This is a genomic window from Pelotalea chapellei (assembly GCF_018531195.1).
Lineage (GTDB): Bacteria > Desulfobacterota > Desulfuromonadia > Geobacterales > Pseudopelobacteraceae > Pelotalea > Pelotalea chapellei.
Genome location: NZ_JAHDYS010000012.1, coordinates 60,472 through 81,120 on the forward strand (window position 1 = coordinate 60,472; position 20,649 = coordinate 81,120).

8 protein-coding genes are annotated in these 20,649 nt (G+C 54.7%); all 8 read right to left on the reverse strand.

Annotated features, from left to right (window positions below; translation table 11 throughout):
* Positions 1–11: 11 nt before the first annotated feature.
* From KJB30_RS13045 to KJB30_RS13080, 8 genes are read right to left on the reverse strand one after another with little or no spacing between them, the layout of a single operon-like run.
* Positions 12–5,567: a tetratricopeptide repeat protein gene (locus KJB30_RS13045; RefSeq protein WP_214299991.1), complete on the reverse strand. Its 5,556-nt coding sequence runs from the start codon at positions 5,565–5,567 to the stop codon at positions 12–14.
* A complete protein-coding gene (locus tag KJB30_RS13050) occupies positions 5,568–9,797 on the reverse strand; it encodes an FkbM family methyltransferase (protein WP_214299993.1) in 4,230 nt (1,409 codons plus the stop codon).
* Positions 9,787–10,434 carry an FkbM family methyltransferase gene (locus tag KJB30_RS13055; protein ID WP_214299995.1) on the reverse strand — a complete coding sequence of 216 codons (648 nt, stop codon included), beginning with the start codon at positions 10,432–10,434 and terminating at the stop codon, positions 9,787–9,789. The genes KJB30_RS13050 and KJB30_RS13055 overlap by 11 nt, the downstream gene beginning before the upstream one ends.
* Before the next feature lie 58 nt (positions 10,435–10,492).
* Positions 10,493–12,352, reverse strand: a complete 1,860-nt coding sequence (locus KJB30_RS13060) for an O-linked N-acetylglucosamine transferase, SPINDLY family protein (protein WP_214299997.1) — start codon at positions 12,350–12,352, stop codon at positions 10,493–10,495.
* A 33-nt stretch (positions 12,353–12,385) separates the two neighbouring features.
* Positions 12,386–16,843 (reverse strand): glycosyltransferase, encoded by a 4,458-nt coding sequence (locus KJB30_RS13065; protein WP_214299999.1) that lies wholly within the window; start codon positions 16,841–16,843, stop codon positions 12,386–12,388.
* On the reverse strand, positions 16,840–17,994 hold the full coding sequence (locus KJB30_RS13070; RefSeq protein WP_246545676.1) for a DegT/DnrJ/EryC1/StrS family aminotransferase: 1,155 nt from the start codon (positions 17,992–17,994) through the stop codon (positions 16,840–16,842). The genes KJB30_RS13065 and KJB30_RS13070 overlap by 4 nt, the downstream gene beginning before the upstream one ends.
* A complete protein-coding gene (locus KJB30_RS13075; protein WP_214300001.1) occupies positions 17,960–18,958 on the reverse strand; it encodes an NAD-dependent epimerase/dehydratase family protein in 999 nt (332 codons plus the stop codon). The genes KJB30_RS13070 and KJB30_RS13075 overlap by 35 nt, the downstream gene beginning before the upstream one ends.
* The gene (locus KJB30_RS13080) at positions 18,955–20,640 is read right to left on the reverse strand and encodes an SPASM domain-containing protein (protein WP_214300003.1); all 1,686 of its coding nucleotides are present in this window, start codon (positions 20,638–20,640) and stop codon (positions 18,955–18,957) included. The genes KJB30_RS13075 and KJB30_RS13080 overlap by 4 nt, the downstream gene beginning before the upstream one ends.
* Between the last annotated feature and the right edge of the window lie 9 nt (positions 20,641–20,649).

Here is a 20,649-nt window from a genome sequence, read left to right on the forward strand (position 1 = left end):
AGCATTTTTTTTCACCTATTGCGTAAGACAGTATTTAGCCTGTTATTCCAAGTCTCTAGGCGTAGCTGGCTGGGCCGAAAGTAGGGCGTTTCAGCCGGGACAGTTTTCAACGTAGTGGAAAACAGCCCTGGAAGACTCAGCATCAGTACCTGCAGGTCGCATGTCGGCAGCATCTCACCGTGGGAGACAACCTCGCTGACGCCGCATACTGAGGTTACCAAAGATGCCAGAGGCGATTGGCAGCTTACCACAACACGGTAACCTGCCTCGGCCAGCATTGGCAGATAACGGACAAACTGGATCGTGTCTCCGTAGCCCTGCTCGCAGTGGACTAAAACCGAGGTGCCTTTTGGATGTGTGCCGAGTTGTCCCTGTCGAATCATAGGCCATGGCGGAATCTGGCCTGGCGAAAGCCTCTGCAGGCGCCATTCAAGGTGCTCCCACCCTTCTCGGTATCTGCCCAATGCCAAAAGGGAGTATGCCAGATTCAGATGTCCCGCAACATGGTCTGGCTGCAGCGTCAGCACTCGACTGAAGGCAGCAACTGCTTCGGCATATCTGCCAAGAAGCGCCAGCGAGGCACCCACATCCAGGTGCGCATCAGGAGAGTTGGTATTCATACGCATCGTCGCCTGATGGTTTTCCAGTTGCTGTTCCAGAAATTGACGTTCCCGGGAAAGCCCGCCATGGGCACGGGGAGCGGTTAGGTTTTTGCCGTGCAGATCAACCGGATTGGCTGAAAGCTTCGCCAGCCGACTAGTCACCTCACGAATGACACTGCCCCAATCACCGTGGTCCGGTTGCCGGAAAAGCCTTACGCTCGGATACCAGGGGCAGTCACTTCGATCTATTGACCAGCGCCAGTCAGCAACGTGAGAAAGTAGCACCCAGGTGGGGCGGCCTGTGGCCGCAGCAAGATGTGCAACCGATGTGTCGATTGTAATTATCAGATCAAGTTTTGCCATCAGGGCCGCTGTATCCTCGAAATCGCGAATTTGTGCCGTGAGATCCAATAAACGGGCACTCCCCGACTCCGGTGCTTCCAGCTGCAGACTCACGAAGGTGACATTCGGCACGTCCAACAGGGGCCGCAGTGCGCTGAAGGGACAGCTGCGCTTGCGATTCAACGGGTTGTCAAGCCGCCCGGTCCACGCCAGGCCAACAAGCAAACCCTCATCCCGAAGCAGGGCTGTCTGATGGGTAATGCCCTCCTGATAAGGTTTTGCCTCTGTCGTGACACCACTGTTCCCCAAGTTTAGCACTCGGTTGCTCAGAGCCTCGGCCACCGAGGCCATCAGTGAAGACCAATCCCCCCTGCAGGGTTGACGGAACAGTCGCATGCTGGGATACCAAGGGCTGTCATGGCGGTATTCCAGCCAACGCCACTCAGCCACATGGGGCAGCACAACCCACGTTTGAATGCCAAGAGCGCCGGCCAGATGAGCAGTGACAGTATCGATTGTAATGATCAGGTCAAGGTTCGCCATGTAGGCGGCTGTATCGGCAAAGTCTTGAATATGCGTCGTCAGATCAACGATTGGATGATCAGAACTGAAACTATTGATCTGATCTGCACCCAGCCCAATCTGCAGAGTGTGGAACTCTACTCCGGGAACATCCCATAGCGGCGCAAACATATGTAACGGGCAGGAACGTTTCCGATTAAGGACTTGGCTCTGTTTTGCAAACCAGACCAATCCGATCCTGAATTTGCGGGATTGCCCGATACGCTGGCGCCAGGCTTCAACATCCGCCGACGATGGGGACAGGTAGGAAGACTGGGCGGGAATGGTCTCCACGATTGTTCCGAAAACCAGCGGCAGAGACATCATTGGCAGGTGGCAATCAAAATGCGGAAGCGGTTCACCGGCAACAATTACAGCAGCTACACCGGAGACAGATTCCAGCAGCCGTTTCAAAGCCGGCACCTGGCATTCGACAATGACCTTGCCGCCACGTTGTGCAACCAGCGGGACATAGCGCACAAACTGAATGCTATCGCCGAAACCCTGCTCAGCGTGCAGCAGGATCGTCCTACCATTCAGTTCCGAGCCATCCCAACGGGGCTGCTCGAATCCCCGCTCCGGCACCGGGTTTGTCTTCCTGAAGCGCCACTCGAACTCCTTCCAACCTTCGCCATAGTAGCCGCCGGCGAGAAGCGCGGCAGCCAGATTCCAATGTCCTTCAGCATAATCGGGCTGTAAATCAACTAGGTGGCGAAGCGTGGCCGTTGCTTTGCTCAGCTCCCCCTGCGCAATCAATGCCACGCCAAGGTTGTTGAGCATGGTGGACTGGTCTGGAAGCAACGCCAATGCCTGGCGATAGCACGACTCCGCTTCCTCCAGTCTGTCCAGGCTGTGGAATGCGGTCCCGAGCAGGTTCCAGCCGGTCACCCAATCCTTGTCTCGGTCCAGAGCAACGCTATAGGCGGTGATGGCTTCCTCGAACTTCTCCTCAGCCTGATACGTTTCGGCAATTCCCTGAATCGCTTCCAGGCACAAGCCATCGATCGCCAGGGCCTGCTCAAAGTACCTGCGTGCTTCATCGTACATCTTCTTTTCTCTGGCGATCTCCCCTTGGCAGAGAAGGGCGGGTAGAAAGTCAGGCTTAAGCTCAAGCGAGCGTTTGTAACAGGCACTTGCCTGATCGAGCTTACCCCATGAGCGGTAAGCATTGCCCATATTGAACAGGGCTTGAAGAAAATCTGGCTGGTGCAGCAGCGCTAGACGATAACACTCAATGGCTTCATCGAATCTGGACAGGGCATCAAGGGCCGCACCCCGGTTGCAGTAAGCATCCACATATCCCGGCTCCAGTGCCGCAGCATGGGAAAATACCAATTCTGCCCTGGCAGGCTCACCTTTTCCCATCATCGAGATCCCAAGCTGGTTATGGAAGGCGGGATTTTCGAGCTGCTGTGCAAGCTCCTGCCGCACCCTGGCGATCACCCCGGCCCAGTCATCCGGAGCTGTCTGACGGAAAAGCCTCATCGATGGATACCAGGGAGAATCGTCCCTCTCCAGAAGCCAGCGCCAGTCCGCTGCAAAGTAAAGCAGGGTCCATACAGGCTTCCCGATGGCCCCGGCCAGATGGGTTACAGAGGTGCAGACGCTGATGACCAGGTCGAGATTCTCGATAAAAGCTGCTGTGTCGGCAAAATCATGAATGCGATCGGTGAGTTCGATCACCTTCATGCTATCGGGCAGGAGTGCGATCTGCTCCGAACCTTCGCCGATCTGAAGGCTATAGAGGGTTACCCCCTCCAGTTCCGCCAATGGCTGAAAACCCGCCAGGGGGCATGACCGGTTCGGATTATCCCTGTTTTCCGATGACCCCTGCCAGGCAAGTCCGATGCGGAAATTACCGTCGACAGGCAACTCCCGGCGCCACAGCGCAACCTTGTGAGGATCGGGCCGCAGATAGGGGGTCGGGGGGATCGTTTCCAGAGTTGTCCCCAGCACATGTGGCAGGCTCATGGCAGGAATCTGGAGGTCAAAAGCAGGCAGCGGCCCGTTTTGGTCAACCACCTGGCTCACACCCTCGACGGTTGCAAGCAGTGACAGTAGTTCCGGCACTGCGCGGACAATTATCCTTCCCCCCCTGGCTGCCGCCATGGAGGCGAACCTGGCGAACTGGATCATATCGCCCCGTCCCTGCTCCATCTGGATCAGCAGGGTCCTGCCTTCCAATGGTGAGCCATCCCATAACGGACGCCCCAGGTCCGGAATCTTGGCAAGGAATGCCTTGGCTTGCCAGCGCCATTCATACTCCGCCCATCCTTCGGGGTATTCCCCGTGCAGAAGCAGGAGCATGCCGAGCAGCCAGTGGGCATCGGCATGGGCCGAATCGCACCGGACAAGTGCACGAGCAGTTTCCACCGCCTCCCGGGAATTGCCGGATTGAAACAGCGCATTGGCCAGATTGTAGAGGGCCTTGGCAAAAAAGGGATCCTCGGTTACGGCAGCCCTGTAGTGGAAAACAGCCTCTTGGGGACGGCCCTGCATCTGCAACACCACCCCCAGGCTGTGCTGGGGATCAGGCAGGTCGGGGGCAAGTTCGACAATCCGGCGGAAACAACGTTCAGCCCCCACCAAATCAGCACCTTCCTTGAGTCTGCAGCCCAGGAGGTACAGGGATTCGATATCATCGTCCCCCTGGCCAATCTCCTTCTCTCTCAGCCACAGCTCAAGCGCACTCCTGACGCGGGATATCGCACCGGTCCAGTCATTGTGGTGCTCTTGCCAAAATACCCGCACTCCCGGATACCATGGGGAATCATTTCTCCCCACAAGCCACCGCCAGTCATATACATGAGGCAGGATGACCCAGACCTGCTTTCCCATTGCCCCGGCCAGATGAGTCACTGCTGTATCAACGCCGATGACAAGATCAAGGTTGGCGATAAAAGCGGCAGTATCGGACAAATCTTTCAAACGGCTGGTTTCGTCAATCAGCTCATTGCCGGCCGCAAAGGAAGCGATTTCTTCTGATCCTGCACCAAGTTGCAGACTAAAGAAGCGCGCTCCTGAAATATCTGCAAGTGGAGAGAATAGAGGCAACGAACATGAACGCAGTTTGTCTATTGGGTTTCTGGGGTTACCTCGCCATACAATTCCTATGCGGTGACCGGTCCAAGGAGAGAGAATTTGCTTCCATTCCTCCACTTTCGCCTGGTTTGGGATGATATAAGTACATTGACTCGGAATCGAATCTATTGTTGTTCCAAAAAAATGAGGAAGGCTCATTAACTGGATATAAACATCGGTCAGAGGCGGATGCAGAGACTTTGGAACGATTTGGGTCACTCCCGGGAAACCTTCGAACAGTGGGACAAGCGGCGGATCAACTTCGAAAATCACCTTGCCGCCCCGCTTGGCCACCAACGGAATATACCGGGAGAACTGGATCACATCACCCATCCCCTGTTCGCCAAGGATCAGGATGCTTCTGCCTTGCAGGGGAGAGCCATCCCAGCGCGGTTGGGAATATGTCCTTTCATCTATCTTTAAGGCTTTCATGCCGAGACGCGCCTCGAAATTGGCAAAACCGGCCCGATAGTCTCCTGTACGGAGCTGCAAATAGCCGAGGTTGTAGGTCGCCTCTACATTTTCCGGATCTATGGCGATCATTTTCCGGCAGCAATCAAATGCCATCGCAGTCTTTCCCTGCTGAACCAGGGCACCGCCGAGATCGAGAAGGATCTCGATGGACTGGGGGGACAACTCGTGGGCCTTCTGCAGATAAGCTTCCGCTTCTGGGAATGACCCTCGTTTTAGCAGATGGTCTCCGATCATAAACAGGATGGCTGAATTGTCGGGGTTCAGCAGCAGGGCCTGCCGGTATGCAGTCAGCGCTTCGGCATGTTGGCCGGCAGCGTCATGGGCCCGTCCCAGATTGAACCAGATGGCAGGGTCGTCGGGGAATTGCACAAGGAGGTCGGCAAACTGGGCTACGGCCCCACTGGGGTTGGTATCAATCATGTTCAAGGCGGCCTGAAAACGGCGCTCCAGTCCATCGCCGCAATCCTCGACCGGATTTGCGAGCTGTTCAGATAATGAGACCGCCATCTAGATCCCACCTCGTGAGCAGGGGTGCGGCCCGGTTGTAGCGGATCTCAGCATTCTCCGGCAATCGATCAGGAAGCGTTCCAGGGCGCTGATGCACTCTCTGTCCCGGTAGATCCTGTGCTTGTTGCGGGAAATCCGATCCGAAACCTCGGCCCGCCATTGGGGATCCAGGGCCAGCCTTGCCGCAATGGCAACATACTCCTCCGGGTTTGCGGCAATAGTTTCCTCGGTACCCATCATTTTGAGGACAGCATAGGCGTGCCTCCCCCGCATGAAGCGGCCGGGAAAGGTAACTATCGGCTTGTTGAACGGCAACGACTCAAAAACGGTGTTGCACCCCGACCATTCTATGCTGTCGAGAAAGATATCTGCCCGGGCATTGAGCGCGGAAAAAGCTGCCTCGTCAAGCTGCGGCACAACAGTGACGTGATCGGTGGCGCGCAATCCCCGGGACTGGAAGGCCAAATCAAGACGGTACAGGAATTTGTCCGTCAGCTCGGCGACTGGGCTGGCAATGAACACGAAACGGGCAGCCTTGACCTGTGCGGCTATTGCCGGGAAAACCGAGTCGTATGCGGGGAGATATTTGAGAAGATTCTGGCAGCAGAGGAAAACAATGTCACCCTGTGCGAGCCCCGGGAGGATGAGTTTTGATGAAGTCCGGGCAACCGCTTCAGGGGGGTCGTACCATATGGACAGGTTGGGAAGTCTGACCAGTTTCTCCGAATAGTGCCCCTCCCCATCCTCCGGCTCCATCAAGCCGCTGCTGAGATAGTAGTCAACGGTCGGCATTCCGGTGGTCACCGGATGCCCCCATGAGGCGCACTGCACCGGTGCCAGCCTCAGGGCCGCCAATTTCAAGGTATTGGTGTCCATGCCGATTCCCGGATAGATCAGCGCATCGCAGCACTGCTCATGAATTGCCGCCGCGAGCGCTTCCACGTCACTGTTCTGGATGAAGGAGTCGGCCAGGGAACGGGCTGATTCAGTTGCTGTATCGCTGATTTCTCCGCTGTGGAAACAGTGGATCGAGAACAGCTCCCGGTCAAGCTGCTCCAGCCACCCCTTGATGGGGATCTTCCAGTTGGAATGGTTGTGGAAATAATGGGACACTATGCCGATCCGTATCTTGCCGCCGGCGGGTCGCCCTGGTAGCGGCCGGGTAAGTTCCGGATACTTCGCGGCCATTATGGAGCAGACCCAGGCCCCGTATTTCTGCTGCAGATCCTTGACATCGCCGCCGAGGTAGGGCAGGAAAAACGGCGCCAGCGCGCCGATGCCATCAACGGCATTATTGACCTGGTCGGCAGTCTCAAGGAGGGTGCAGCGTATGAGTTCGCCAAGCTCATCGGCATAGCCATTCAGTATGGACAGCGCTTCGGCCTCATCCATGCAAACCGTGAAGGACGACATGCAGCATAGCACCCGGGCATATATGTGCGATGGGTCAAGCTCAACAGCGCGCAGAAGGTACGAGCGCGCCTCCTTCCAACGCCCCAACTCACGGCAAATAAATCCCATCAGGTAGTATCCGAAAGCAAAATCAGTAGTTACCTGAATGAGGCGTTCCACATGGCTGGCCGCTTCCCCATGACGCTTCATCAACAGCAGGACATGTGACAACCTGAGCAGACATTCCGGATTGTCAGGCTCTTGCGCGAGGGCCAGTCTATAGGCATCGACCGCGTCATCAAGCTTCTTTTGCCTGACCAGATCCTCAGCCTGTTCAACAAGCTGGCCTACACCATGGGACGGTTCAGATAAAGGCTCGCCTGTACCGGGAGTACTGTCGGCTGTATTTGCAGGGGAGGATTGCACTCCCAGCCCCAAGGTCTGTTGCAGTTTCATATATTCGTTGAGAAGCCCGAGATAAATGGCAGGGTGAACGCAGTCAAGCAGCAGGCTGCCGCAATCAGGAACATAACCACGGCTTACAAGGGCATCATGCAGGGGATGCGCTGGTTTCACGTAGACAAACGTATTCTGCCGATAACAGGGTTCAATCCTGTCATCATTCCAGAATACGGGGCGGAAAAGGTCGAACAGCACATACCCGCGGGAAAAAAACTTCTCTGCCCAGAAACTGTGGGGCCTGGTGTTGATGTGGTTGACCCCGGGCTGACCGCTGAAAGCTGCGCCGAACAGCACCACATCGGACAGGCTGGTTAGCGATTCCACGAAATCGTCTGACGATTCCGGCTGCAGGTGTTCAGCCACTTCCAGAGAAATGGCCAGATCAAAGCGGTCGCTCAGCACCAGCCGCTTTTCCAGATTGGCACGGTGGAATTCGATCCTCGGGTCGATCATCAGTTCTGCAGAGTTCCAGTCACCGTCGACACCGACAGCGCGCTTTACCCCCATGTCAAGGCAGGTTGCCAGCCAGGTGCCCCGTCCGCACCCGACGTCGACTGCGCTCCCCGGAACGCCCCAAAGCGAGAACAGGTGATACAGAAATACCTGGGCCGACTGCAGGCTACCGACAATCTGGCTGTTGTAAAAATCCTGGTCGTACATGGCGTCCCCCTCGTTGATAGCGCACGTTTCGGAAGCGCCGGCCGGAAGATCGCACCCCTCCCCCGAGCCTCCTGACGAGAAGAGTGCAACCAGGTCAGCATTTATGTCATGGCTGCAGAAATCGGCATAACGTTCTGAAGGAATCAGGGTGCCGTGGTAATAGATCTCCATGCCATAGGAATGGATCAGGTTCAGCAGATCGACAGGCTGATAGCCGGCCATCTTGGTCAGTTTTGGGTCGAACTCGAACTCAATGATCAGTTTCCGGTGGGGGCGGCATGCCGCAATGAACATTCTGGCACCGGTGAAGACCGCCATCTCGTACCCCTGGACATCCACCTTCATCAGGCGGGCATCTCCAGGGGGAAAATGCTGAACTTCCGTTTCCGCCCAGTGATCGATGGTCTCGGTCGGAACCTGGAGCCGGGATACATGGGGGCTCATCACGTTGGCGTTGGCGACCTCTTCGCCGAAAGAGGAATTGTCAGCCCTCCCCACCGGGACATACAGGTGGGTTGTGCCAACATGGGAGGAGACCGCGCTCCCGATCAGGGTCACGGTCTCGAACCCGTTCCTGGCAACGGTCTGTTTCATGGCCTCCAGATTGCCCGGAACCGGCTCGAAGGCGACCACCCGTCGCTTGAGCGATGCAACGGGAAACGCTGACAGCCCGATGTTTGCGCCGACATCGATCATGTAATCGTTTGGTCCGCTTCTCTTCATGAACCCGCTGTATTTCTCAAAGTAATCACCTATCCTGTGGACTCCTGCCCCCAGGTGGTCCAGGTGGGCATGGTTTCCCTGAATCAGCGCCAGGAAATAGGAGGGATTTCCGGCCACTTCGACCCAGCTGATGTCGCGGTTCTGCTGAGGGGCGGCATGTCCCTTGTGCTGGAACGAGGGATCGGCGAAATGGATGTTCGCCGCACATCCACCAAAGAACCAGGCCACCTCGGAGTAGGTGGAGAGCGCAGTCAGCACCAGATCCGATGCACGGGAAAGCACCAGCAGCTCGGCGATGTCGTCCAGCATCTCATCACGGGTGTTTTGCTGCCATGGCTTGGGTGCTCTCTGGCCGGACGGCATAGTTATCAGCTCTCTGTCAAGTGCCTGTGAGAGGCTGCTGATGAAGGTGGGATCATCGCTGGAGACCACCATGTTCTGCTGCTGAAAGGGGACGCATGCTCTGGCAAAATCATCGAAGCAGAACCACTTCTGTCGTCTCTCCGGTTCGTCCACCCAGGTCCGGGCGTGGACCCCGACGAAAGGTCCTGGAATCCGCTCCAGAATTGCCTCGACGCGCTCCGTTATCTCCGGGGTGAACCTGAGCTGCGCAAACCGGGCGCGCATGGCCATCAGAATCGGCTGGGGTATCCGCAGGTATTCGAAATCGATGGTTCTTGACTCACTGTCGCCGGGAAAATCGATCCCTTTGTAGCCGGTCGAACAGTCGGAGAAGTGCAGGGGGAGCAGACTGCGAAGTTCTGCGGGGAGTTCGAAGCGCCAGGTATTGAGCAGGGGGGAGTCCGCCGGAATATGGTCGATCTCCCGCCAGGTGTCGGCAAAGATATCACCAAAGCTGAGGCCGCAGAAATTTTCCGATGGCCAGTAGACCCGGTACTCCTCGTCCAGCAACGAAGCGCTGACAAGGCTTTTCAATCTGTTGGCAAAGCCGCTGTTGGGCCAGACAATCAGTCTGCCGCTATCAACGCGCATAGATGTCCCCCCACAATTCGGGGGATTGGGAAAGTGTCAGCGCCTCGACCACCTCGTAATAGGGAACCCATTCCGGCCACTGGAAATCCGGCTGATCACCCAGCGATACATTGAATTGGCGATACCCCAGACGGATCAGCATCTCCAGCACTTCCATCGAGTGGTCACGGTACTCCGCCGTGAATTCATAGGATAGCACGCCGATTTTCGAGGAAAGTCCCTTTACCACCTCGCGCTCGAAGCCCTCGACGTCGATCTTGCAGAACCGCGGGATACCGAACTCGGCCACGAGATCGTCCAGGGTGGTGATCTGCACCTCGATCTGCTGGTCCCAGACCATGTCCTTGAACCGGCCAACCTTCCAGTGTTCGGCAAAGGTGCTCAGAATGTCGGCCTGGCTCGATACGCTCATGCTGGAGCGACCGCGCAACGATCCCAGACCTTTTTCGATCACGGTGACCCGGGAATTACCCGCAAAGCGCTGGCGAAGGACTGCAGCCAGATGGGGTTGAGGTTCGATGCAGACAACCCGTGCGCCTGCGGCCAGAAAGGCCTCAGCCATATTACCCCTGTTGGCTCCAACATCAAAGACAAGATCTCCCGGAGCAAGTGTGTTTACGACTGTGTGCGGTGTCATGAAAATCCTTATGAAGTAATAGCTGCAGACGGGAGGGAATCAGGTCGCTGCTCAGGTCTTACGTTTCAAAACGCTCCCACATCTCCCATAATGCAGCATCCAGGTTCAGGGCAAAGCGGGACGCATTGAAAAGCGGCGATAGAAGAAGGTGCCGTCTCAGTATGGCTCTCAATCCTTTAAGATATTCCATATCAGAGGAGAAATTAAGCACTTTTGCCACATACTCATCGTCATCTTTGGCAATCCACCCGGAAAGGAGTTCGCAGTTGTGAGCAATCATTTCTCCCTGGTGCGAAATAAGCCGATTTCCCTGCCTGGTAATGAAGGGGACGCCCATCCACAGGCCTTCAACGGTTGTCGTTCCCCCAGGAAACGGAAAGGGATCGAGAACAATATCTACGCGGCTATATGCTTTCAGATATTCAGCACGGGGAGAACGTCCTTCCAGAAGCAGACGCTCCCCTGATACTCCACGCGCCGCAAATCGCTCGATGACGCTCCTGCAGACGGCAGACTCTCCCAACTGCTTGTTTTTTAGGAAAAGACGGGAATTAGGCACTGCTTTCAAGATCCTTGCCCATACCCCCACTACCTCGTCGTTCAACTTTGCCAAATTGTTGAAACAGCCAAAGGTAACGAAGCCGTTCGACAGTGCCGGGAGCGGCGCCACCTCCAGATTGACGTTTGGAAGAGAAAAGCAGAGTGAGGTTTCGGGCATCTGCCAGATGGTTTCGGTGAAGCGATGTGCGTCTTTTGTGGGTGTGCTGTATGGATTTCCCAAGATATAGTCGATTTCAGCTACTCCGGTGGTCGAGCCATATCCCAGCCAGCAGACCTGGATAGGCGCCGGCTTCCAGGCAAACACCGGCAACCGGTTATGGGCGGTGTGTCCGGCAAGATCAATCAGTATATGCACGCCATCGCCGTGTATCAGATGTGCGGCGGCCCGATCGTCAAGGCCTTGAAGTTGTCGCCATTCGGTGAAGGACGGCATGATGCGGGCAGTAAGGTCATCGCATGTGCGCTGGGTGGCATAGGCCAACAACTCGATGCGGGATGTATTTAGCTGCGCCAGGACATTCTCCAGGAAGTATCCGACGGGATGATTATTTAAATCCCCGGATACGAGCCCCACACGAAGACGTTCCGGCGGTTGTTCGCAGGTCCAGGAAGTGAATTTCTCAGCTGCGCGCCTCCCAACCATGCACCCATAGCTGCGAGCAAGCTCCAGATGGCTATCTCCATCATGGTGCACAGAGTAGGTCTGGAGGAGCAAAAGATTGCTATGGGCGTCATAATAATCCGGCCTGAGTTCAAGCGCCCGACGGAAGCTTGACTCTGCCTCGTCCAATCGGCCAAGATCCATCAGGATATTGCCGAGGTTGTTATGGACTCCCGGCGCATTGGGATTCAACTCCAAGGCCCGGCGGAAGTTCTCCTCTGCTTCAAGCAGACGCCCGAGCTTCCTGAATACGTTGCCTAAATGATTGTATACGTCCGTGTAGTCAGGCTTGATGTTCAGCGCCTTCCGGTAGCACGCCACGGCCTCATCGTTGCGATCGAGAAAGTGCAACACATTGCCCAGATTATAATGGGTGCCGGCACAGTTCGGTTCAATGTCCAGGGCGTGGCGGTAATTTTTCACAGCCTCGTCATAGCGCCCCAGAGATGTCAACGTGTTTCCAAGGCTTATCAGTGCCGTTGGTTGTGCCTTGTGCTTCTGGACCGCTCTACCGAGCAGTTCTAACGCCTCATCCGGCCTGCCGACTTGAGAAGCGAGTACACCTAACAAATGAAGAGCATCGAAATTATCCGGTTCAGCAACGAGGACATCACGATATATCGCTTCGGCCTTTTCATACTGTCCGGCCTGGTGCAGGCGGATGGCCGAGCTAATTTTTATTTCACATGAACTCATATCACTAACAGCCCCGGCAGAGGTGCCTATCCATTAGATGCATCCAGACACTTTATACGCCTCAAGCCATTTGTGGGCATTATGTGCCACCGTATATCCGGACATCACATCGTTGTATGCTTCCCTGGCAATACTGGACCGAAGCTGCCGGTTCACTATCAACTCCTTTATCGCGGCATACCAATCAGCATCGTTGTTTTCCACCATAAGCCCCGTTTTGCCATGCCTCATAACATCTCCGTACTCGCCGACATTACTGAAAATCCCCGCAATGCCGCACGCAGAATATTCGAGCCATTTTATGGCAGATTTTGCACGATTAAAGACCGTGTCCTGCAAGGGGATAATGCCGATGTCAGCCTTCAGGGTCACAAGGGTTGCGGCATAGCTCGCATAATTATCTACATACTGTTCGATCAAGCGGACACTCGGGTGACCTGCGAACTCAGGTATCATGTTTCCCCAGATGATCAGTTCAACCGCCTGTGGAAATTCCTCAAGAATCCGCTTGATCGCAGTGGACAGGACCCTGAAATCTTCAACATGTGAAGGCGTTCCACTGAAAAGGATCTTTATGGGCAGTCCCTCAGTTGTTGACTGCGCGGGCGGCTCGCACGGCCAGATTGTTGTGTCGATGCAGTTGGGCAGCACAACTACATTCGGATTGTAGTGTGAATACAGCTCCTTCAGATACGGCGTGGAAACTGTTATAAGATCGGCATGCCGGAAATACTCCTCGAACTCGTGCTGCATGGATTGAAAAAATGCATATTGCGGGTTCGTTTCCGGAGCGTGCATCATAGCATCATCGACTTCCAGGATGAGCCTGGTGCGTGTCCTTTCCAGGAACGGGCCGAAATCGCGGTACGGCCAAAAAGCAATTTTGGAGCGCTGCAAAACCAAGGCACTCATGCTTTTAAGTTCATCCTCGAGACTTTCTGGCGCTGTCTCAAGAAGCGTTGCAATATTGACAGCTTCCAACCCCTCCGTTTCGTGCAGATATGTAAGGGGAGAAACCAGGCGCAATGCCGGGCAGGCACAGACCAACGGGGCGCTGCCGAAAATTCCAATTTTTGTTTTTGCAGAGTGCATCGTTACCGGCGCGCCACCAGTCCCGCAGCCTGCTTGTTTAGTTGAGTCGGACTGAATATCACCAATAATATGGCAGTTCTCATCAGCCTGCATGCTCTGCTTATCATGCCATGCCCTTACAAAAGCTGAATCGAGATAAACGGCACTTCCTTTTTGCGCATAGCCTTCGACATTGCGAATATATCTGCCGGAAAGCACGTTTAACCTTCTTGCCTCGTCTTTCCAGGCTCGATATTCGGCATGCATATTCTCTTCATACCCATCGCGGGCAGTGAATGTATGATCAATGATTGCCGCCCGCCCTGCCGGCAGGTGCAAACCAATCAGTTCATCCTCCATGTAGAGGTTGTACAGTCCTGCCGTTCTTATTCGTGCGCCGTAGTCTGCATCCTCTTCTCCATAAAGGCCATAGTCTTCGCACCAGTAGCCGAGAAGATCGTGCGTCCGTCTTGGGATCAATATGCAAGCACCACCCAGATTGCCGTTCGATTTCGGACGGAACTGAACTCCATAGGCAGTTGCCGCTTCATAGCTGGTTGTTTCAAAGTTGTACCCTACCGCACCGGCCTCGGTTACCGCCTCGACAACCCTGATCATCTCCCACAGCCACCCCGGCTTCTGGATGACGATATCGTTATCCAGCTTCAGATAATAGGCTGCTTCAGGCTCAAGGCTCCAGGCCAGGTTTGATGCCTTGGCAACCCCCACATTTTCATTCAGCAACACCAAATTTTTGATGACACCCATCCGTTTTTGTTCCAACAGGTATTCACGGGTGCCATCCGAACTGGCGTTATCGATGACAGTAAGTACATAGGGGAAATCCGTATGAAGCACCAGAGCGTTAATGGCTTGGCTAGTAAACTCCAGGCGGTTATAGGTCACCATGCAGATATTGACGTAGTGCCTTGTGGAAGCATTGCCGCGATACTGGAGGTTATTGGTATAATTTCGTAACGGTGGCGAAAAGTGCCCGGCGTAAGTGTTTAGTATGGCAGCGGTTTCTTTTCGGCTCAGGCCCATATCCGCATTGCAGAATCCGGCAGGGTTTTCGTAATAAAGCCCCAAAAATTCAGGGATATGCAGTAATTGGTGCCTCAAAGCCGTACGACACCAGAATTCGTAATCAGCCGCAGATCGAAGATCTTCAGAAAAATAGCCTATCTCATCATGGATGCTCTTACGCCACATAGGTTGAGGTCCCATGTGGCACCCGGAGAGCATGATCTCCGGCATGTAGTCTGGACGGAGGTGATAGCCGCACCGGATGTGGCTGTCGAAGGCCTGATTGTCCAAGTTGGTTACAAAAACATCGGCATAGGCCAGGGCTACATCCGGATGACTGTCCAGTTCTTGTGCCAGGATTTCCAATGCATCCGACCGGTGGCGGTCATCGGTATTGGCATTGGTGATATAGCGTCCCCGTGCGGCCCGTATAGCCCGATTCCATGCCTGGTAGATGGATTCACGGACATCGGTGCGAATATAGATAATCCTGTCACCATGAAGTGCCTGAAACTCGCGAACTATGGCTGCTTCGTTCTGGGGCGAGGCGCTATCAACTACGACTATCTCCATGCCGCCATTGGCAAACAGGGTCTGGCCGGTAAGGTCTTCCAGGCAGCCACGCATGAAGTGTTCGGCATTGTAGGTGGAAACGATGGCCGAAACCACGATGCCGTGGGAAGCATTCAAAATCGGTACCTTCCAGTGAGACACATAATCCCACGGCAGTGACGCTGAGTTGGGGATTTCTTTGCGATATACCAACGTGAAGCCGTTGCCCAGCTTGTCATCAAACTCCTGAAAATCCACCAGCACCAAGCGGCTGCCGAATATTCTGCCAATGAAATCCCTCATGGTTTCCGGGCTGAACACATGGTAGTGACAATGGCCGAACTTTCCTGCTTCAGGTTCCGTTAAGTCAGTTGTGCTCTTTTGGAAATCGACGAGAATATGCGGCCAGTCAGTCAGCGAACGCCCCCTGTCGGATGGCGCCGCGTAGCGGTGGGGTACGATCATGAAGATATACCCTCCACACTTCACGATCCGATACCACTCGACAAGAGTCTTGATCAAATCCGGGCAGTGTTCGATAACGTGAGAGGAAAGGATGAAGTCTTCTGATTCGTCCGGCAGAGGGATATCGTCGGCGCGGGCTACGATATCCAGTCTGGCTGCCTCTCCTACGAGCGAGAGCTGCTCATTTTCATAGATCTCGTCACGTATCCCAACATTGCGGGTATTGAGCCCGAAAGGATTGTGCGCCGACGGGCCGATTTCCAACCCCTTCAAGCCGTCGAGCCACTTGTGCGCCAAGGCACTTTCAGGAAATAGGTACGTTGTCCTTGGCTGGACTCCCGGGTAGGTCATCTGCCTGGAAGCGTGGCATTCCCAGCCATTACCCAGGTCGAATGTGGGGTGATTGATCCCTATATTTCGGATCGCCGGAGCCAGTTCGTTGCGTGCCACAAAGGTCAGGTCAGGGCCAAGGACGTTCTTGTTCTCAAGTCCCGAACAAAAATCCGGCACAATCTTTCGTATTGCCGCCATGCCACGGATAAGGCTATCGAGGTAAGGCGCAACACACAATCGGACTACCTCTTCCCGCATGGGATACGCAGGAATCTTGGCGGGAACAACGATTCCCTCAGTAACAAAAAAGAACGAGTGGAAGTGGTAGAATATCAACGGCCAACCATCCACCAGCGCCGTTCCGAATGCATCCACTCCATAAGCGTATTGCTCATGATTCCAGGGAGCCACACCCGCACCGACATGCTCAAGCACATGGACGCCGCTAAAGCGCTCGGGCCAATCGTCCAAATAAAGCTGGTCTCCGAACTTTCCATCTTCTGCACGGGCGTAACACCACTCGTTACAGCGATCACGCCACCAACTCAAGACTTCAAGACTACTCTCATCACGCCGGAAGCAAAGAAGTCCAACATTATACTTTCCATATTCATCCAAATGCTTGAGTGAAGGAGGAAATCGATGACCGTGTATCAGGACCGAATGGCCGACAAACTCCGAAAAAATAGGTTCTGGGGAGGAATAAAAGAATAGATCCGCATCGAGATAGGTGACCGAATCACCTGGCGGAACCTCTTCCAAAAACCTTAGAATCACGGTCGGGGTAAGTGTCCAATAGTACTCAACAAGGGAACGGTTGCCCCGAGCCGAGCACAACGCCTCATCACCCTGCTCGATACGTTGCAAAGGGACGGGCACCACATTGGGATGGTCAAGTTTTTCAAGGATAGACTGGGTCTGTCCATCAAGACAGACCACGAAAAGGCGGAACGGCGACGTTTCCCGCTGATTGAGCGACTCAATCAGAGCAAGCCCCTTCATCAGATAGTTACTATCAAAGTAGGTGCAATACGTGCGGGTCATATAATTCTTTGACTCCTTGTGCCTGTCCAGCTTTTCAAAGCGGTACAAACCCGCTCGATTTCAGTATCTGTCAGTTCAGGGAAGAGCGGCAGACTCAGTAATCGCTCGTAAAGCCGCTCGGTAACCGGCAACGACTCGGCACCACGAATGCGCCCCGAATATGCCGGTTGCTGATGAACCGCCAGCGGATAATGCCTGCCAGTTGAGATCCCGTGCCCGGCGAGATGCCGTGCCAGATCTTCCCGCTCCTCGCATTTAACTACAAACAGATGCATAGCATGAAGCGTGCCATCTATATGCGACGGGGGAACAATCCGGCTTTCATCCAGCGCTTGCCGATAGGCAGCTGCAATATGGCGCCTTCGGGCATTACCGGCTGCGAGATGAGGAAGCTTTACACGAAGTATGGCGGCCTGTATCTCATCAAGTCGGGAGTTGAGCCCACAGATCGAGCTGATATAGCGTTCTCTCCAGCCATATTCCCGTAAAGCCTGACAGGTATCGGCGAATTCAGGCGAGTTAGTCACTACCGCGCCGCCGTCTCCAATAGCTCCCAGGTTTTTGGTGGGATAAAAACTGAACGTGGCGGCATGACCAAATGTACCGACCCTTTTCCCATCGATCTCAGCGCCGTGAGCCTGGGCACAGTCTTCGATGACAAACAGTTTGTGCATTGCCGCCAGAGCCATGATTGCAGGCATGTCAGCCGGCTGGCCGAAGATATGCACCGGAATGATTGCCTTGGTACGGGAGCTGATCAGGGAGGTAATGGCTTCAGGATTCATGCAGCGACTAACCGCGTCAATGTCGGCAAAGACCGGAACAGCGCCAACCTGCTCTATTGCTGCTACCGTTGCAACAGCAGTGTGCGACACGGTGATAACTTCATCTCCATACCCAATACCAGCCGTGAGCAGAGCAAGCACCAGCGCATCGGTACCGCTGGCAACACCTATACAAAACCGTGCACCGCAAAACGATGCAAACTCACCTTCAAAAGCCCGGACCTGCGGACCGAGGATATAATAACCGCCATCCAGGACAGAATTGATTGCCTTACGGATTTCATCTGCATGAATACGAAACTGAGCGCCTGGATTGGCGACCGGAATCAGATCAGGCACCATGATTTTCCTCCCAGTAATGGCCATGATGCTCCCTATAGTAGTCGGCAGTGCGTCGCAATCCTTCCTCAAGGTTTACGCTTGGTTGCCAGCCTAGCATTCCGCGCAGTTTTCTGTCGTCGGCGTAATAATCACCAATATCGATTGCCTTGCGATCATCGGGGAACGGCACCAGGTCATAATTTCCGCAATTAGCAACCTTGATGAGAAGTTCCGCGGTCTCCTTCAAAGAAACCGGAATATCTGAGCCAACATTAAAAATTTCGCCATTTGCCTGATCCGACAGGGCGGCCAACAACATGGCGTCAACCGTATCGTCAACATATGAAAAATCGCGCAGTTGCTGCCCGTCGCCAAAAACCAGAATCGGATTCCCTTCAATAATCCGTCTTATCCAGACACCCAGAAAAGTCTGGCGGGCATCCTTAACCCGCATTCGCGGACCATAGGTATTGGTCAACCTTAACACTGCTGCACGGATGCCGTAGACGTTGTTGTACAGCAGATGGTACCACTCGCCGGCCATCTTGTTGATACCATTGATATCGACCGGTGCAAGAGGATGTTTTTCGTCTACCGGTAGGTACTGGGGTCTGCCGTACATCTGGCGGGTACTTGCAAAAACGAGTTTGATCGTCGGATTATGCCGGCGGCATGCCTCCAGTATCGAGAGTTGCGCGCGGGCATTGATCTCGAGATCCGGATAAGGGTTATTCATGGAGTCAACATGGCTGGTCTGGCCTGCCAGGTTGAACAGGTAATCCTGTCCCTGTACCAGGTACTTCATGGCGTGCTCGTCGCGAACGTCGGAAATATTGACGCGCACATTGTCCTTAACTGGCTCTATATTCCAGAGGTTGCCGCCGTACTCGGGGATAAGGCTGTCAACCAGGGTGACCTCGGCTCCGAGTTTCACCAAACGCGTGGCGAGGTTCGAACCAATGAAGCCGAGACCGCCAGTTATCAGAACGTTTTTGCCGGTGAAGCTCATGGTTGCCTTCCGTTGATAATATTCAGTGCAGCCGGGTTCGACGAGTGCCTGGCGGGGAGCGGGAACGTCCCCCCCGGTAGGGGGCTCAAATCCCCCTTTGTGAAGGTTGCATAGACCGACCGAATATCCTGAGGTTCGCTGTTTGCGATGTTGAGAATCCCCTTGTCAGCAGAAATCGTCATCCGCCAGCCACACTCTAGCACCTTGAATCCAGCGTTTTCGCCCAGATAACGGAGACAGTCGGGGGTGAAGCGCCAGTAGTCGTTGGGCGAGGGATGGTATGGAAAAGAGAAGACCGTCTCTACTATCAACAGACTATTCTGCTGCATAACCTGGTAAAGAGCGGCAAAAACCCGAAAGGGGTTCTGCACATGCTCGAGTACATTCAGACAAACCGCCGTGCCGAAGGCATTGGCATAGGCGTAGGGAAGATCCTCAATGAAGGGATCTCCCTTGTCGGGGTTGAGGATCATATACTCCCGGTCAATGTGATCGAAAGGGCGCTGCGTCAGGGAAACGTAGCGCGCATTCTGATCACCGGTCGCGATCGTGAGGCCGTAGTCGGCGATGCATGGCCGCTCCATTCCACCCAAGTCAGCAAAAGGCTTGCGCAGGCCGTATTTCTCTATCTGTTCAGTAACCAGCAGGATGTCATCCCAAAACATGCTTTCTCCCGTCCTTGGTTGTAATTGAACCGGCGCATCCGCCAGCTTTTCGATCGTGCAATCCGGAGCGCCTTCCTCGGGCGGCGGAAGGCACGGGCCGTACATGTCGTTCTCCCGCATGCGCCGGTTGGGGAACCTGTTGTAGCAAGCGTGGCACATGATCGTGAAGCCGTTGTCCTCGGCAATCCCCGTTGTGCAGAACCTCCGTGCGTATTGATACTTGGGGCCGTTCCAGATTATATCGAAGGAGGATTCGTTGATGTTCCCCATGCGGTAATCGGATATGCCAGAGGGATTGCAGCAAGGGTACACGTCACCATTCCAGTCGAACGAGACGTGGTTCCAGGGTTGGCGACAGGCGGTGACCGAACCGATGACCCAGCACCGTGCCCAGCGGGAATCTTCCGGCTCGAAGCTAGGAAACTGTTCGTAGCCTTCAGGCGTACAAGCGCACAGATTTACGAACAAGACGCTGTCGGCGCCGTGTTCCTTAGCGAAGCGCTCGAAGGAGGGAACCTCATGCTCGTTAAATCTGTTCACCACAAACTGGAAAGTAATCTCTGGAAAAGACGAGCCGAGCTGTTTCTTCGCCTCAGCAAGAATTCGGGTGTTGTCCAGGACCTTTTTCAGATTCCCACCCCGGCGGTATTGCTCGTAAGACTGCTGGGTCATCCCGTCGCACGAGACGAGTAGGCGGTTGAGCTGAGCCTTAACGAGTCCATCGGCCAGCGCTTCGTCCATGATATGCATATTCGTGCTGAGCTGGCACGTAACGGCGGCGCGTTTGGTCTGCTGCACGAACCAGAGAAGATCAGGGTGCAGAAACGGTTCGCCCCAGTTGTAGAGGAGAACATTACGGAGACCATGGATCTTGGTGACGATGTTCTGAAAAGACTCTCGGCTCATCATTCCCCTTGAAACGTGCTGGTACTTGTCCCTCAGGGCACCACCGGTCCTACAGAAGGGACAGTTTAGCTGACAGAAGGAGGTAAGTTCTATTTCAGCATCGAGAGTCATTCGATCATC

What these genes read in the sequence shown, in the direction of transcription:
- KJB30_RS13075 (WP_214300001.1), bottom strand. Translation starts at nt 18,958, where the DNA reads ATGAGCTTCACCGGCAAAAACGTTCTGATAACTGGCGGTCTCGGCTTC.
- KJB30_RS13050 (WP_214299993.1), bottom strand. Translation starts at nt 9,797, where the DNA reads ATGCGCGTTGATAGCGGCAGACTGATTGTCTGGCCCAACAGCGGCTTT.
- KJB30_RS13045 (WP_214299991.1), bottom strand. Translation starts at nt 5,567, where the DNA reads ATGGCGGTCTCATTATCTGAACAGCTCGCAAATCCGGTCGAGGATTGC.
- KJB30_RS13065 (WP_214299999.1), bottom strand. Translation starts at nt 16,843, where the DNA reads ATGACCCGCACGTATTGCACCTACTTTGATAGTAACTATCTGATGAAG.
- KJB30_RS13080 (WP_214300003.1), bottom strand. Translation starts at nt 20,640, where the DNA reads ATGACTCTCGATGCTGAAATAGAACTTACCTCCTTCTGTCAGCTAAAC.
- KJB30_RS13055 (WP_214299995.1), bottom strand. Translation starts at nt 10,434, where the DNA reads ATGACACCGCACACAGTCGTAAACACACTTGCTCCGGGAGATCTTGTC.
- KJB30_RS13060 (WP_214299997.1), bottom strand. Translation starts at nt 12,352, where the DNA reads ATGAGTTCATGTGAAATAAAAATTAGCTCGGCCATCCGCCTGCACCAG.
- KJB30_RS13070 (WP_246545676.1), bottom strand. Translation starts at nt 17,994, where the DNA reads ATGGCCATTACTGGGAGGAAAATCATGGTGCCTGATCTGATTCCGGTC.